The 16,668-nt window shown below is 62.4% G+C and carries 8 protein-coding genes and 1 pseudogene; 8 read left to right on the forward strand and 1 reads right to left on the reverse strand.

Translation table 11 applies throughout. The annotated features are described in order from the left end of the window. Positions 1 to 2: 2 nt before the first annotated feature. The 3 genes and pseudogenes from ET524_RS10415 (at position 3) to ET524_RS10425 (ending at position 4,254) form a co-directional block, all read left to right on the forward strand. Positions 3 to 638 (forward strand): 4Fe-4S dicluster domain-containing protein, encoded by a 636-nt coding sequence (locus ET524_RS10415; protein WP_129425634.1) that lies wholly within the window; start codon positions 3 to 5, stop codon positions 636 to 638. A 120-nt stretch (positions 639 to 758) separates the two neighbouring features. Next, positions 759 to 1,637, forward strand: coding sequence for a dimethyl sulfoxide reductase anchor subunit family protein (locus ET524_RS10420; RefSeq protein ID WP_129425636.1), 879 nt, complete (start codon positions 759 to 761; stop codon positions 1,635 to 1,637). A 921-nt stretch (positions 1,638 to 2,558) separates the two neighbouring features. Further along, positions 2,559 to 4,254: pseudogene (locus ET524_RS10425) on the forward strand (phospho-sugar mutase). A 117-nt stretch (positions 4,255 to 4,371) separates the two neighbouring features. Here ET524_RS10425 and ET524_RS10430 read toward each other — a convergent pair. Continuing rightward, positions 4,372 to 4,572 carry a hypothetical protein gene (locus ET524_RS10430; RefSeq protein ID WP_129425638.1) on the reverse strand — a complete coding sequence of 67 codons (201 nt, stop codon included), beginning with the start codon at positions 4,570 to 4,572 and terminating at the stop codon, positions 4,372 to 4,374. Positions 4,573 to 5,124: 552 nt separating this feature from the next. Here ET524_RS10430 and loaP point away from each other — a divergent pair. The 5 genes from loaP to ET524_RS10455 all read left to right on the forward strand — a co-directional run bounded on the left by loaP (position 5,125) and on the right by ET524_RS10455 (position 16,613). Beyond that, the gene (gene loaP / locus ET524_RS10435) at positions 5,125 to 5,652 is read left to right on the forward strand and encodes an antiterminator LoaP (RefSeq protein ID WP_129425640.1); all 528 of its coding nucleotides are present in this window, start codon (positions 5,125 to 5,127) and stop codon (positions 5,650 to 5,652) included. 209 nt (positions 5,653 to 5,861) lie between these two features. Further along, complete coding sequence (locus tag ET524_RS10440) at positions 5,862 to 6,512, forward strand: Crp/Fnr family transcriptional regulator (RefSeq protein WP_129425642.1); 651 nt, start codon at positions 5,862 to 5,864, stop codon at positions 6,510 to 6,512. Between the two features lie 617 nt (positions 6,513 to 7,129). Further along, positions 7,130 to 8,065, forward strand: a complete 936-nt coding sequence (locus ET524_RS10445) for an Abi family protein (RefSeq protein ID WP_129425644.1) — start codon at positions 7,130 to 7,132, stop codon at positions 8,063 to 8,065. A 1,007-nt stretch (positions 8,066 to 9,072) separates the two neighbouring features. Beyond that, a complete protein-coding gene (locus ET524_RS10450; RefSeq protein WP_129425646.1) occupies positions 9,073 to 9,645 on the forward strand; it encodes a hypothetical protein in 573 nt (190 codons plus the stop codon). A gap of 215 nt (positions 9,646 to 9,860) precedes the next feature. Then, positions 9,861 to 16,613, forward strand: a complete 6,753-nt coding sequence (locus tag ET524_RS10455; RefSeq protein ID WP_129425648.1) for an MBG domain-containing protein — start codon at positions 9,861 to 9,863, stop codon at positions 16,611 to 16,613. Positions 16,614 to 16,668: the final 55 nt, after the last annotated feature.

Raw genomic sequence — 16,668 nt, forward strand, 5'->3', positions numbered from 1 at the left:
TCATGGCGAACTATGCGATTGTGACCGATTTGAACCGCTGCGTCGGCTGCCTGGCGTGCGCCGTCGCGTGCAAGGCCGTGAACAACGTGCCCATCGGCAACTACTGGAACAAGGTGCTGCGCATCGGGCCGAACGCGCCGATTCAGGGGTCGCAGGAGGCCGAGCGCGATCCGTACCTGTACTTCCTGACGGTGCAGTGCCAGCATTGCGAAAAGCCCGCGTGCGTTGAGGTGTGCCCCACCGAGGCCAGCCACGTGCTGCCCGACGGCACCGTACAGATCGACAAGTCGAAGTGCATCGGCTGCCAGTTCTGCGCGATGGCCTGCCCGTATAACGTCCGCTATCTGAACGAGGACGAGCGCGTGGTGGAGAAGTGCACGCTGTGCGAGCAGAAGGTGGCGCAGGGCGAGCTGCCGCAGTGCGTCAGCCAGTGCGGCGGCATGGCGCGCTTCTTCGGCGACCTCGATAAGGGGATCGAGAGCTTCGAGGGCGCTGAGCTGGGGACGGAGCGCATCGTGCTCGGTGATTTCTGCGAGCCGTTTAAGGATTCGGACGTGCACGCGTTGCCCGACGTGGGAAACAAACCGTCGTTCCGCTACATCCTGCGCAACCACGAGTGGAAGGGCGGTGAGCAGTAATGGGCCGAGTTGTTTTGTTGAGTTGTGCCGCGGGCTGCGGTGTTTCGGCGGGCTGCCGGCGCGCCCGCCCCGGCGCGGGGCTTGGCGGCGCGGCTGCGTTCGGGAAGGAAGGTGAGTAGCATGGAGCTGCAATGGCCTTTGATTCTGTTCACCACGCTGACGGCGTGGGCCTGCGGCATGTTCGGCTGCCAGGGCGTGCTGGCGCTGAAGGGCGCCGGGAAGAAGTCGCAGCAGCTGCTGGCCGTGGTGTCGTGCGTGCTGCTTGCGGTTGGCGGCATCTGCGTGTTCTTCCACCTGCAGCATTGGGAGCGCATCTTCAACGGCTTCGGCCACATCACGTCCGGCATCACGCAGGAGCTCATCGCGATCGTGGTGTTCGTGATCGTTGCCGTGGCGTACTTCGCGGCGGCCTGCAAGTCCGAGGACGGCGGCACGCTGCCGAAGTGGATGGCTTGGCTGGCGATCGCGATCTCGGTCGTGCTGGCCGCGGTGTGCGCGCACAGCTACATGATGCCGGCACGCCCGGCGTGGAACTCCGTGCTCGAGGTGCTGTCCATCGTGGGTGCCGCCTGCCTGCTCGGCCCCGCGACGGTGGCCGTGGTGCTGGCCGCCAAGGGCGAGGGCACGAGCGAGCTGGGCATGCCCGCGATCGTCGGCTCCATCATCGGCGCCGTGTGCACGGCAGCCTACGCCGCCTACGTCCAGATGGCCGGCGGCTCGTTCACCGAGGTCGGCTACTACTTCGACCCCACGCACCCGACCAAGGCCATGGTCGACGCCGGCGCCGCCATCGGCGACCAGGCCGTCCTGCTCTGGCTCGGCGCGGTCGTGGTCGGCGCCATCGTGCCCCTGGCCTGCTGCCTGCTCGCCAAGAAGAAGGGCGACGCGGCCAGCTGGAAGCTCTTCGGCGCGGTTGCCGTGGTCGCCGCCCTGGCCGGCGCCGTCTGCCTCCGAGTGGCCTTCTACGGCGCGGGCCTGTCCGTGTTCATGTTCTACTAGGCGGCTGTCTTGGGCCCGGGATGCCCCCCTTGGGGCGCCCCGGGCCCGGTGGCGGGCCGTCGACAACCGAATATCCTGAGCGGCCCCTTCCGCTTGGAGGCTTCCCTCCCCCCAAACCCCTTGCAAACGGGAAAGCCCCCAAGCGAAAGGGGCCGCTTCGCGCCCTGCGATGCGCAGCAGGCCTTCGGCCTGGGCGAACGCTGGCAAGCTCGCTGAACGCATCGAACAGTCCACTGGACTGTTCGACAAGCAAACGGGAAAGCCTCTGAGCGGAAGGGTCGTCTCGTGTCTTGGAGCCGAACTCGTTCGCCGCGTGATGCGTATCGTGCTTGCCGGGCTCTGCACTTTCGGTGCTCGTTCGACCTGGCCGCTGGATTCAGGAAGTCGGGAAAGTGGCCACTGTTGGACGGTTTTTCGAGTTCCTGAATGCTTTGCGGGAGCGCGACTTGTTGATTGCGGGTTTCCGCTTGAAGCGCAAGCTTGTGACCTGGCGTTTTCCTCGTCCAGCACTCCTTTGCCGCCTACTGATGGCGCGCCGGCCCCGCGCTCGGTTCAGGTTCGGCGAACAATGTCCCCGAATCGTTCAGCTTCTCGGAAAAGTGACCAACAGTGGACGTTTTCCCGAGAAGCTGAACGGGGCTTCACGTTTCGCTGCTGCGAATCTTGGTCGAGTTCGCGCTTTGCGGCGTGCAGTCCGAGCTGGCCGCACGCTCGCGGCTTGCGCGCAAAAACTGAGTTCGCGTTCTGCGGTGCGCGGTTTGGGCTAGTCGCATGCCGCGTGCTTGTCCTTTCCGTTGGGTTTTGGCTGGTGGGGCGCCGTTCGTTTACAATGGGCGCCGAAGTGTGGCTTATCGTGCGCGGGGCCCAACGGGCGCGCCCTGCGCTTTCAACCGAAAGAAGAGGCTTATGAGCGAAAGGAACATGCGCGCCGAGCTGGGGCGCTGGATCGCCAACGTCAACGACGCGGAGCTGTCCGCCGAGCTGGCCGACATGCAGGCCAAGGCCGATGCAGGCATCGAAGAGCCCATGGTGGACGCGTTTTTTCCAGGACCTGTCGTTTGGCACGGCGGGCTTGCGCGGCATCATCGGCGCCGGCACGAACCGCATGAACGTCTACACCGTCGGCCGCGCCACGCAGGGTTTCGCCGACTACTTGAACGCGAACTTCGAGAATCCGTCGGTGGCCATCGCTCGCGACAGCCGCAACAAGGGCGAGCTGTTCGTGCGCACCACGGCCGCCATCTTGGCCGCCAACGGCGTGACCGCGTACGTGTATCCGCGCATCTCGCCGGTGCCCACGCTGTCGTGGGCCGTGCGTGACCTGGGATGTTCCGGCGGCATCTGCATGACGGCCAGCCACAACCCCGCGCCGTACAACGGCTACAAGGCCTACGGCCCCGACGGCTGCCAAATCACCAGCGAGGCGGCGGCGGCCATTTCCTCGGCCATCGAGCGCACGGACGCGTTTTCCGGCGTGAAGTCCATGGACTTCGACGAAGCCGTGGCCGCCGGCAAGATCCGCTGGATCGACGACGCCGTGCTTGAGCGCTACTACGAAGCCGTGCTGGCGCAGTCGGTGAACAACCTGACGCCCGAGCAGATCGCCTCCGCGCCGCTGAAGCTGGTGTACACGCCGCTGAACGGCACGGGCCTAGTGCCGGTGACCACGGTGCTGGCGCGCGCGGGCGTGTCCGACGTCACCGTGGTGCCCGAGCAGGAGCAGCCCGACGGCAACTTCCCCACGTGCCCGTACCCGAACCCGGAAATTCGCGAGGCCATGCAGAAGGGCATCGACCTGTGCGAACAGGTGCACCCCGACCTGCTGCTGGCAACCGACCCCGACGCCGACCGCGTGGGCGTGGCCTGCAAGGACGGGGACGACTACACGCTTCTGACCGGCAACGAGATGGGCGTGCTGCTGCTGGACTACATCTGCCGCATGCGCGCCGAGCGCGGCGAGAACCTGGCCGACAAGGTGGCCGTGACTACCATCGTGTCGTCGGCCATGGTGGACGCGCTGGCTGCGGAATACGGCTTTGAGCTGCGCCGATGCCTGACAGGCTTCAAGTACATCGGCGACATCATCACCGAGCTTGCCGACGCGGGCGCTGCCGACCGCTTCATGTTCGGCTTCGAGGAAAGCTACGGCTACCTGTCGGGCGACCACGTGCGCGACAAGGACGCCGTGAACGCCAGCCTGCTGATCTGCCAGATGGCGCAGGCCTACAAGCTTGAGGGTAAGAACCTGGCGCAGGCCATGCGCGACATGTACGCCAAGCACGGCTGGTGGCTCAACCGCACCGTGTCGCTGGCTTACCCGGGCGCTGACGGCGCGGCGAAGATGGCGTCGCTTATGGCGGGCCTGCGCGAAAACGCCCCCGCCAAGCTGGCTGGACGCAAGGTCGAGGCCGTGGTGGACTACCAGCAGGGCGTGAACGGCCTGCCCGCGGCCAACGTGGTGGAGTTCGACGTCGAAGGCGGCAACAAGGTGATTGTGCGCCCCAGTGGCACCGAGCCGAAGATCAAGCTGTACGTGTTCGCGAAGGACGCCAGCCGCGAAGCTGCCGACGCGTTGCTTGACCAGCTGGAAGCCGCCGGTCGTGAACTGCTGGCATAACGCGCCCCGCAAGCGAAAACCCTCCCACAACAAAGGCGGCGACACCAACCCCTGGTGCCGTCGCCTTTTTCGTTGTTAGCTTGGTGTCGCAGTTTTGTGATGTTGACTTGCGATTAACTAAATGTCCCACTTATCGAAAGCAATCTGTAGCCGCTGGTTAAGTTGCTGTGGGGTAATGCAGTCTTTGCGACGATTCGCCTCTACTTCAGCTTCGCGAAGCTTTTTCGCGTAACGGTCATGTTCTTGCCGAGCGCGATGTGTATTGTCGTCGCTTGCTAGAGGCATCTCTTTTCTGCTTGGTGTTTCGAGGATAGGCATGGTAGCTCCTTGATCAAACGAGTAACCGCATGAATATGAAATAGATTTTGGCAAAGAAAAGCTGATTGAAGAAGACTTGCGTTTTGTGAAAGGTGAAATGCGGATGAATCGTTGAGGTTTGCGCTGAGCGGCGGGGCGTTCGTGTCGGTGTAGGGACGTTTCGTGGCGAATGGGGAAGGCCGCGGCGCTTGTTGCCGATGCGTCTGCTGCGCCCGCGCGAGCTGCCGATATAATTGCAAGGGTTACACGGTTGCAAGGCCGCGCGGCCTTGTTCGCCAACATAGCTTGAAGACACGTAATCGTCGCAGAAGCGCGTTGCGCTGGCTCCAAGAGAATGAATACGCATGCGAGTGCGCCTGCTGAAGGCGCAATGTTTTTGTGTGCTCGTTTACCTGCGGAAACGCGGGTCGGTGGGTGCGCGAAAGCATTGCGGCTGCAGCAGGCGCACGATTGAGCCGGCGAAGGCCAGCGTGGCGAAGCCATGCCCTTTTGCGGCTCCAGCTTCCTTGCATGCACATTCTCTTGGGGCCGCCGCGCGCTGGAAAGTGCAGCATGACCAGCATCAACGATAAATGGTACGTCGGCCAGGTGCTTGCGGGCAAAGAAGCGTCCACGCTTTCGCAATGCCGCAAGCTTATCGACCCGTCCATCTTGCACGAGTCGTTCGTGCCCGAATTCGAAACCATGTGGAAAAGCAGCGCCGGCTGGCGTCCCGAGCGCCGGCTGCTGTTCCCGGGCTACTTGTTCTTCGTGACCGACAACATCGAGGCGCTGGCCGTCGGGCTGGCGAACGTGCCGAACCGCGTGCGCATCTTAGGCGACGAGGAGAACTCGTTCATGGCGCTTTCCGATGCCGAGCGCGACTGGTTCCTGGCGTTCATCGACCAGGACCGCGTGGTGCGCATGAGCGAAGGCATCATCGAAAACGACCAGGTCAGAATCACGAAAGGTCCGCTGATGGGCAAGGAAGCGCGCATTCGGAAAGTCGACCGCCACAAGCGCTGCGCATTCGTGGAAGTGGACATGTTCGGCCGCAAAACCACCGCCCGCGTCGGCCTGGAGATCGTACGCAAGATGTAGCGCCAGCGTGCGCCATTGAACTCCAAAGCGTTGCAGAACGCCCGCAGGTTATTCGCCTGCGGGCGTTCTGCTTTCGGGGGGCGGGGCGGCGCCCCAATTCCTGAAAATATGTGAGCCTTTGTTTACAAATTTCGCGACTGTGCGATAATCAGTTAGTAAGAGTAAACATTTGGTAGCATTTGTTACCGAAGCAGGAGGCAGGCGCGCGCATGGGAATCAGGTTGGAAGACATTCGTCCGCTTAAAGCGTCGCCGGTGTTTCGCGGCATTTCCCAAAAGGACCGTTTCGAACTGCTGAAAGAAATAGACGCCCGCATCGTGGAGCTTGGCGAAGGCCAGCTGCTGCGTCGCGCGGGCGACAAGCTGGACTTCTACCCGGTGGTCATCGAGGGTAGCGTGCTTGCTACCATGCCGCAAGGCGGGCAGGACCGCCCGGTGGCGCAGTTCGGCCCGGGTGAGTCGTTCGCCGAAGCGGTGCCGGCCACGCTGAAGCACACGCCCGTGAACATCTGCGCGCAAGAACCCACGCGCATCCTGTGCATTCCCGCCAAGCAGCTGGAGACGTGCACGAACCCGCATGCGTTTTTGGTGCGCGAGAACCTGTCGGCGGAGATGTCGAAGAAGATCGGCGTGCTGACGAAAACGCTGTCGGTGGTGGGCGAGCCGCGCCTGTCCGATCGCATCCTGGCGTACCTGCGCACGCTTCCCGTCGACGCCGACGGCCGTGTTGAAATCCCCGTGAACCGTCAAGAATGGGCATCCTACCTGCGCGTTGCCGACAAGTCGCTCATCCGCGAGCTGCGCGCCATGCAAAACGACGGCCTGCTAGAAGTAGACGGCCGCCACGTCCGCGTGCTGTAAGCGGCGGGGCTCGGGCTCTCGTTTCTTTAGCTATGGCTGCTTTCCGTATCGGGGCGCGGAAAGCCATGACTCGATTGCGCTCGGTCGATCTTCGGTGCATTCGGCATAGGCAACCCCTCATGATAATAATTGAGCCCCGGCGACTTGTATCAGCGGTCGTACCGGGGCTAACTGCCGTGCATTGTACCATATTTTGATTTGTGGAGGTCTCTGCACGGCATTTAGACGGTGAACGTTTCTTGCAACATGTATTCTATCAAACAAACGTTCGATACACAAGAACAAATGTTTGATATTTAGTTCGAATCATGTCATGAAAAATCTGATTAACCGGGTACAATAATCGACCGAGAATAATCAAAGCCCTTTTGCCGAAACCGTCCGCCGTCCTCCCCCCGGTCGGCTTGATGGCCGTCAGCCCGTGAGGGCTGGAAGGTCGGGGCGGAGGTGAGGAATGGGCAGATCGGCTCGTTTCGGGCGATCGCCCCAAACGCTATTGACTTAATGGGCGGGATGCCGCAAAATGAGCAAAGCGATTAGGTTCCAGATACTCGCGAGGACTGGAATCGGAGGGAGGACCTTCGGGCCCTCCCTTTCATTTTTCTAGGAGGGCCCCCTTGGCCAAGGATTTCCTCACATACGACCAGCAGGTCGACAAGCTCGTCAACGAAAAGGGGCTCGCTGTGCCCGACCGCGGCTATGCGATAGAGACGCTGAAGCGCACGAGCTACTTCGCCCTCGTGAACGGCTATAAGCAGCCCCTCAGGGATCCGATGACCCGCAGGTACAAGCCCGGCACCGAGTTCTCCGACATCGTCGCCCTGTTCGAATTCGACGCCCGCCTCCGTGGGCTGTTCATGGAGGCCATCGTCCGGGTCGAGCGCAAGCTGCGCAGCTCAATCTCGTACGCGTTCTGCTCGAGGGAGGGCAGCGCGCAGGAGCGCTACCTCGACCCGGCCAGCTACAGCGACGCGCGGAAGCACCGCGGCGGCGTGGCGCGCCTCGTGAAGATCATGGAGGGAATCGCCGTGCGAAACGACGAGTATCCCTATATAGTCCACCAGCGAAGCAAATACGGCAACGTCCCGCTCTGGGCCGTCGTGAACGCCATGACGTTCGGCCAGACGTCGAGGATGTACGCCTACCTCAGGCATCCCATGCGGGCGGACGTGGCCAAGCAGTACGAGCACGTCAACGAGAGGGAGCTCGGCCAGCACTTGAAGGTGCTGGTGCTCTACCGAAACTGCTGCGCGCACGGCGAGAGACTCTTCTCGCACAAAGTCTACTCCGACGTCCCCGACACGCCCCTCCATGCCAAGCTGGGCATTCCCAAGAACGGCGAGCAGTACGCGATGGGCAAGCGCGACCTGTTCGGCGCGGTCATCAGCCTGCGTTACCTGCTGCCCCCGGACCAATTCCTGCCCTTCAGGCGCCAGCTCGCGCGGATCGTCGACGGGTTCGCGCGCGATTGCGCGGCGATCGAGGCCGACGAGCTCCTGGACCTCATGGGTTTCCCGAAGAATTGGGCCGACCTGACGCGCTACGGGCTCTGATCGTCGCGAATCGGCCTGTTGCGGGTGCTGCCTTGCATCGATTTGCACAGTGGTAATGACTATATTGGCCGTGGTCGACCGATATCAACGCAGGAAGTAGACGAGAAAAGAAGACGATAGCGCAGGTAAAAGAGCAGCCGGGCGGGCACCTGGCTGCTAAATAACTGGACAAGCATCACCCGCAATGCGTTCTGGCTAGGATGCCCTTCCGGCGGGCGCTGCCGTCGAGCAGGTTCTAGCAATTCGCAGCTTGACTCGGCAATAGTTGTAAGGGGACTAGCACAGCTAGGCAATAAAGGCAGGACAAATTTAGGCCCGGTGACTTGAATCAGCGGTCATCCCGGGCCCATCAAAAGTAACTGTACCTGCTTTTCTTAGATTAAGCAATTGGGCTGATTGCACTCACCAAGTCAGCGCTCGTAGGGGGATCACGTAGATCCCGTCTTCCGCTTTGCGGGCGTATTCGCCGTTTCCCGTGATCACGGCCATGAACTCAGGCTCCCGCGTCTGCGCCCGCGCGTTCGAGCACAGCTTGGCGCGCAGGCGCGACAGGCTTTCTGCGCCCTTGGCCGCCTTGTCCTCGCTGACCTTGAACTCGAACGCCGCCCAGCTGCACGATGGCGTTTTGCCCCTTGACCTGGGGAAAGTGACATTTGTTACCTTTGGGCAAGATTTTGGCGAAAAAGGAACCGTTTTCGAACTTTTTTCTTGTGTTTTTGGTAACCCTCGGCATACAATAAGCCCTGTCGAATCAGTTATCCGTGTGTGACATGCCTGATGAAACACCCTGTTAACCAGGGAAAACGGCATCGTCTCGCGGGGTATTCCCATTCTTGCAACGTAATCAACCTGCATGCAACGCGAACGCGCGTCTGATTTGGCGTACCTAGATTCCACTTGGTCGAGCGCTTGCGCTCGCCGCGGGATGCTCCGGGACCGAGGATGCGGCATCGGTCCCGAAGTTGCGTTTCCAATATAAACGAGCCGCAAAGAGAGGGTGATTCGCAATGAACACCGAAATGATCTACACGCGTCGAGGTTTCGTCAAGCTGGCCGCCGGTGCGGTGGCTGCAGCAGCGCTGGTCGCCACGGGCGCCAGCACGCTAGACATCGACAAGGCGTTTGCAGCTTCGCAGAATGCCGATGGTTCTTATACTGTTACTGCTAATCTCTACGTGAAGCACGAGGACCACCAAGCACCGCTCGTGTCCGGCAATGCTTATCTCACGAACCCGAACAATCCTCTGAAACTCGGTGGATTCCCGACCAGCCCTATGAGCGACAACGCTACGCTGAAAGTCCTCGACGATGGGAAATATCAGGTCACCATTCCCGTTCGTAACGAGTGCTTCTCTCTTATCGAGTTCAGCGGAGGGGATGGCGTGACTGTAGCGGATTATGAAACGACATATTGTTCCTACCCCAACGAGAATCGCATTAGCTCGCTGACTCTCGTGATCAGTGAGAGAAAGGCCGAGTATAAGTTCACGGCGGTCAAGGAATATGCAGCTCATCCGCTGAAGAAAGGCTACCACGAATGGCCGATTTACATGACCGTTGAGTTCCCGGACGCACAGTAATCACGCTGCTGATTAGCAGCTGCTCTCGTTGATTTGAGGGGGGCGGCGTGATCTGCCGCCCCCCTCGTTTCGCGCATGAAAGGAGGGAATGCTTTATGCCGTGTATTCCATCGCATGTCGGTTTGATTGGGAAAGCTTGGAAAACGCTGCTTGCTTTTGTACTCGTTGTTTCATTGATCCCATCGTCGGCACTCGCGAATAGCGAGTTAGCTAATGTGGGGGATGCTGCAACCGCCGCGCCGCAGGTCCAGGCCCGCTCCTACACCTGGTACGGCGCCGACGCCGCGACCACCGTCGAGATGGGCCGGGTGACCGTCGAGGGCGCCGACCTGTCGGCGCTTCCCGACCCCGACTCCACCGGAGCCTGCGCCGAGGCCACCAGGCTGGAGGCCGGCGACCCGGCCTACGACAAGGTCGCGGCCGCCGTGGCCAAGAGGTGGTCGGGCGACCCGGCGCTGCTCCGGGTCTACTCGTTCAGGGTGCTCGACGGCTCCGGCTCGGAGGTCGCCGTCCCCGAGGGCGCGGAGGTGACCTTCGAGTACACCGAGATGCTCAACGGCGGCGTCGCCCCCAGGGCGTTCTCGCTGGCCGACGACGGGACGCTCCGCGAGCTCGAGACCACGCAGGGCGCCAACTACGTCGAGGGCATGATGTTCGACGTGGCCGCCCACGGCGCCGACCCGGCGTGCGTGGCGTTCGTCGACACCACCGGCCTGGAGGAGAGGCCCTCCGCGCCGCAGGTCCAGGCCCGCTCCTACACCTGGTACGGCGCCGACGCCGCGACCACCGTCGAGATGGGCCGGGTGACCGTCGAGGGCGCCGACCTGTCGGCGCTTCCCGACCCCGACTCCACCGGAGCCTGCGCCGAGGCCACCAGGCTGGAGGCCGGCGACCCGGCCTACGACAAGGTCGCGGCCGCCGTGGCCAAGAGGTGGTCGGGCGACCCGGCGCTGCTCCGGGTCTACTCGTTCAGGGTGCTCGACGGCTCCGGCTCGGAGGTCGCCGTCCCCGAGGGCGCGGAGGTGACCTTCGAGTACACCGAGATGCTCAACGGCGGCGTCGCCCCCAGGGCGTTCTCGCTGGCCGACGACGGGACGCTCCGCGAGCTCGAGACCACGCAGGGCGCCAACTACGTCGAGGGCATGATGTTCGACGTGGCCGCCCACGGCGCCGACCCGGCGTGCGTGGCGTTCGTCGACACCACCGGCCTGGAGGAGAGGCCCTCCGCGCCGCAGGTCCAGGCCCGCTCCTACACCTGGTACGGCGCCGACGCCGCGACCACCGTCGAGATGGGCCGGGTGACCGTCGAGGGCGCCGACCTGTCGGCGCTTCCCGACCCCGACTCCACCGGAGCCTGCGCCGAGGCCACCAGGCTGGAGGCCGGCGACCCGGCCTACGACAAGGTCGCGGCCGCCGTGGCCAAGAGGTGGTCGGGCGACCCGGCGCTGCTCCGGGTCTACTCGTTCAGGGTGCTCGACGGCTCCGGCTCGGAGGTCGCCGTCCCCGAGGGCGCGGAGGTGACCTTCGAGTACACCGAGATGCTCAACGGCGGCGTCGCCCCCAGGGCGTTCTCGCTGGCCGACGACGGGACGCTCCGCGAGCTCGAGACCACGCAGGGCGCCAACTACGTCGAGGGCATGATGTTCGACGTGGCCGCCCACGGCGCCGACCCGGCGTGCGTGGCGTTCGTCGACACCACCGGCCTGGAGGAGAAGAAGCAGCTGGAAGCTGGCGTGTACACGGTAGATGCCAATCTGTACGTGCCGGGATATCAAGCGCCAATCGGCAGCAATGCCTATATGACCACCAACGACTTTCCGCCTGTCAACAAGGGCAGGCAGAACGGTGAACTGTCAGTTGGCGAGAATGGCGAGTTGACTGTAACGGTGTATCCCGTGCATGAGATTTTCACGCTACAGGACATCCACGATGGCGACGATGCGCACATCGAATCAATTGAGCGCGGCGGTTTTGCGAGTAGCTATGGTTCTCATCCTGATCGCATTACGAAGCTTGTTGTCAAACTCGATAACGATAATGGAACGTATAAGTTCAAGGATTGCGTTCAGTATCCGACTATCCTTGAAGAGGATAAGAATTGGGATATCTTCCTGTCGGTTGATTTCGACTCTGCGGTGAAAGGTGGCTACGACCCTTCAAAGGGCGAAAGCGTGACGAAGACGTTCGAAGACGAGTCGACGGGCGTCAACGTGACGGTGTCCACAACTGAAAAGAAACTTTCCGATCAGTTTGGGAAGGTGTCCCTCGTTGCGAGCGAGCAGAAGGACGGCAACTCTTACGATGAAGCCGTTGAACTGCTGAAATCGCGCTATGTACAGACCCCACCGCTAACTTTGTTCGATATGGCGTTGATCGACCAAGATGGCAATGCGGTCGACTTGAGCGGAAACACGAAGGTAACGGTGTCGTTGCCAAACCCGTTCGCCGACGTTGAATCGAAGAACGTCGTCGTATGGGGCGTCCAGGACGGCGAGCTGTCCTCGCAGAATATTGTTTCGCAGAACGGGCGATTGGTCTTCTCTGATGGTCTGGGATTGAGCTCTTCGTATGCTGTCGTCGACACAACGGCGGTTCAGTCGATTAGCATTGGCAAGATTAGCGACTCGACGGGGTCGACCGATGTTACAGGAACGCTGAGCGTTGTGAACAGCGGGGTTGGCGACGCGGAGTTTACCATGTCCGACCTAGTCACCTACTCGTTTGGGCAGCAGGTTTTGCCCAAGGGCACGGCTTTCACGATGTCCATGATGTACGACAACTACGCAGTTGCCGTTGACGCCCCCGCGAAGGTGACGGAACTGAAGAAGAAATACGTTTCCGAGGGAATGGATGAGGCCTCTGCCCAGGCGAGGGCCGAGGAGGAGATCCATGCGCAATATCGCCACACGCCTGGGTATTGGTACAACCCCGGTGAAGCCTCTATGTCGCTTTCGCTTCCTGCGGCTGATGGCTCGCAGGCGATTCTCGTTCGCGACAATGGGGTGTCTGTCACTGCTGAGATATTGGACTCCGCTTATGAAAACGGACGCCTGAAGGTCGATTTGATCGGCGATTATCCGCGAAATTACGGGCGAGATCTTCTTCGTGATATGGACAACGCATACCGAAATGGTCTCGACTCCGCAACGGAGGACGCCCCCATCGCGTATATTCTCATCATGAGCAATGATGGAAAAATTGCCGGGCAACCCTATCTTTCCACTGATTGGGGTGAATACGAGACCGCTCATCTTACTTACAACGGAGAAGAGCAGCTCGGTGTGAGGCTTGGCGCTCACAACAAAGTCGTTAGTGGGTCACCGAGTGCGGTTGATGCGGGTGAATACAAAGTTGCTATTGCGCCGGAAAACGGTTACACGTGGTTTGATGGAACGAATGAGCCGATTGAGTTCACCTACGATATCGAGCGGGCTCCGATAACCTTCAGGCTTTCGCTTATGGGTGGAAACGGTAGCTCTATCATGGGTGTTCCCTACGATTTCGATGCGGCTTCGCTTTCCTATGCTTTAAAAGCGTTCACCTCCGATGGCGAAGAGGTGACGGATTACTCTGGCAATTGGCCCGTCGTTACCGAGTCGTCGAAAATAAAAGAGGCAATTCCCGGTACCGATTATCGGATTTATGCCGACTACTCAAACGTTTCTTCCGAATCCGGTAACTATAAGGTTTCGGAAGCGGGCAGCTCATCGTGGCGGATTGGGACTGTTCGTGTTGGCATTTCTCCTGATGATGAACCAAATTACGATTCGCTTCAATTCACCTACGATGGGAAGGGGCATGCCCCGCAGCTTTCTTCGAACGGCAAGTATTCCTTCCAGACGTATAACGTAAAGCAACAAAAGGACGTTGGTGAGTACGAATTCGTTGTTGGGTTCAACGGCGTGTGGTCTGATGGCAGCACACAGGCAAAGCATGTTTCGTGGTCGGTGTCTCCGGCGACTTTAACGGCGGTTTACGAGGGCGATGTCGTCAAGGAGTCTGCGTCCGAGGCGAAGGGCGCTGTTTCGGTAGTCGGCTTCGTCAACGGGGAGAGTGCTGAGCAAATCGAAGGATACCAAGCTCCCTCGGTGAAGATCCCCGAGAATCTGGCCCCTGGGAAAGAGTACGAGCTGACGCCTGAAGGCGGTTATGCTGGCAAGAATTATGTCTTCGAGTATGTTGCCGGAAAACTTGTGGTAGATGCTTCGTTTGCGCCGGCCGCCGTCTACACCCTGACCGCGAACCTGAGCATGCCGGGGGAGTACAACCCGGTGCTTTCGGGCGTGGACGTGTACGTGAACAACCCGAACAACCCGTTCGCCGACAAGGCCGGCCACAAGCCGGTGCTTGACGGCGCGTCGGGCGAGGGCGTGGTCGCCGAGGCGCCCACGAAGCCGCTTGACGGCAACGCCAAGGTGACGGTTGCGGCGGACGGCAGCAAGACGCTGGTGCTCGACCTTCCCAACCCGGTGTTCACGCTGCAGGAGCTTGGCACGTGCGCCGACCTGCCCGAAGGGTCGGTCAGCGTGGAGACCAAGCAGCCTGCGGACAAGTCGGTGTGGGATTACGGCAAGTACGACACGCGCATCTGCCGCGTGAGCGTGAAGCTGCCCGCCGACGCCAAGGGCACGGTGACTTACACCTTCACCGGATCAAAGCTGTACGCGGTGCCGCTCAACGCCGACATCCAGCCCGAGGCCGGCAAGCCGGCGTTGAAGCTGGTGGTCGACCTTGATTCCGCTAAGGAAAGCGGGTCGGCCGCGGTCGATCGCTCCGCGCTTAAGGCGGGCATCGCTTCGGCCAAGGATGCCTTGGCTGGCGCGGTGGTTTCCGCCGACGGCTCCGACGTGTCCATCGAGGGCACGTGGGTTTCCCAGGAGGCCGCCGACGCTTTCCGCAGAGCTATCGACGCGGCACGCTCGATGGATGCGGAGAAGCTGGTTTCCCAGCAGATGATCGACGACGCGCTGGCGGCGCTGAACGAGGCTTCCGCTGCGTTCGCCAAGCAGGCGAAACCCGGTCTGAAGGACGAGCGCGTGAAGGTCGAGAAGCCTGCTGCGGCGTCCGGCCTTGTCTACAACGGCCTTGCCCAGACGGGAGTGCAGGCTTCCGAGGGCTTCGTCCTTTCCGGCGCCGAGGGCAAAGACGCCGGCGACTACGTGGCCACGGCCACGTTGAAGGACGGGTTCACGTGGGTCGACGGCACCGTCGACCCGGTCGAGGTGATGTGGTCCATCGCGAAGGCCAAGCTGGTGGCAACGTACGCCGGCGAGACCGTTTCGCCCGGCGCCAAGCCTGGCCTGGGCGTTGAGGTCACGGGCTTCGTGGGCGGCGAGACGGCGCTTTCCGCAGCCGGTTACCAGGCGCCTTCCGTGAGCGCGCCGGCCTCGCTTGAGGCGGGCAAGTCCTACGAGCTGGTGCCTTCGGGCGGTGCGGCCGCCAACTACGAGTTCATGTACGTGGGCGGCACGCTGAAGGTGGAGAGGGCCTCTTCGGGCACGCTGAAGGCGGGCACGTACGCCATTACCGCGAACCTGAGCATGCCGGGGGAGTACAACCCGGTCATCCCCGGGGCCACGGTGTACGTGAACAACCCGAACAACCCGTTCGCCGACAAGGCCGGCCACGAACCGGTGCTTGACGGGAACAACCCCGTGGGCGTCGTGTCCACCACGCCCACCACGCCGCTTACCAAGAACGCGACGCTGGTGGTGGCTGCCGACGGCACGAAGACGCTGGAGCTTGACGTGCTGAACCCCGTGTTCACCACGCAGGAGCTGGGCACGTGCGCCGAGCTTGCCGGCGTGCAGGTGACGCGCAAGGCCCCGGCCGACGCGAGCATTTGGAGCTATGGCAAGTACGACACGCGCATCAGCCACGTTTCGGTGAAGCTGACCGACGACATGGTCACGGGCGCGAAGTCGTACTACTTCAGCGGGTCGAAGCTGTATGCGGTGCCGCTGGACATGGACATCGCGCCTTCGGGCAGCGTCGCCTTGGAGCTGTCGGTCAACTACAGCAGCTTGCCTGCTTCGGCGTTGCCCGACGGCGTCGATCCGGTGCCCGATCCCGATCCCGAGCCGACGCCGGACCCGACGCCGACGCCTGATCCGACCCCGACCCCGACGCCTGCGCCTTCGCCGGCTCAGCCGGGCGGGTCGACCGAGGTGGGCACCACCACCGACGGGCATTTCGCCGCGGGTGTGTACACGGTTTCGGCCAACCTGTGGTTCGACAAGGCCACCACGGGCCTGCCGCTGAACCCGCACCTGACCAACGGCGGCTTCCCGCCTTCGACGCCGGTGAGCAACAACGCCACCATGACGGTGGACGCGTCGGGCCATGCTTGGGTGAGCGCCCCGGTGGTCATCCAGGACAAGGTCATGACCATCAACAACGTGTGGGGTTCGGGCGTGAGCTTCGACGGCTCCACGGTGACCATCGACCTGGGCACGCCGTCGGCGTCGCGCACCTCGTTTGCCGGCACGTGCACCTCTTCGGTGACCATCGGCTGGCTGGCGCGCACCATCGCCGCGGGCATCTTCAACGGCGTGTGGGACCACACCTGGACCACGAACTGGGAGGTCGACCTGGGCTCGACGCTGCCGGCCTCCGGCGGCGGGCAGCTGCCCGCCGAGGCGCAGGCCATTCTGGACGGCGCCAACGGCGTGGCTGCTTCTGGCGACGCTGCGGCTGCTGCGTTGGCGGCGGCTGAGGACGGTTCGGCGAAGGCCGACGGTGCCGCGGCTGGCAAGACGGCCGACGGCAAGGCGGCGGGCAGCGCCAAGGGCGGCGTTGCCGGCGCGATCGAGGACGTGGCCGAAGCGGCGGCGTCCAACCCCGCGGTGGCCGTGGCGATCGGCTGCGTGGTTGCGGCGGTGGTTGCCGCCGCTGCGGCGGGCGGTGTGTACGCCTACCGCCGCAAGAGGCGCCCCGCCGCCGGCGAGGCCGGTGATGCCGCGAAGTAGCATGCGCTAGCAAGCGCGGTGGCGCTGCTGCGAACGAAGGGCCCGCGACGTGATG

This window comes from Senegalimassilia faecalis (assembly GCF_004135645.1).
Taxonomy (GTDB): Bacteria; Actinomycetota; Coriobacteriia; order Coriobacteriales; family Eggerthellaceae; genus Senegalimassilia; species Senegalimassilia faecalis.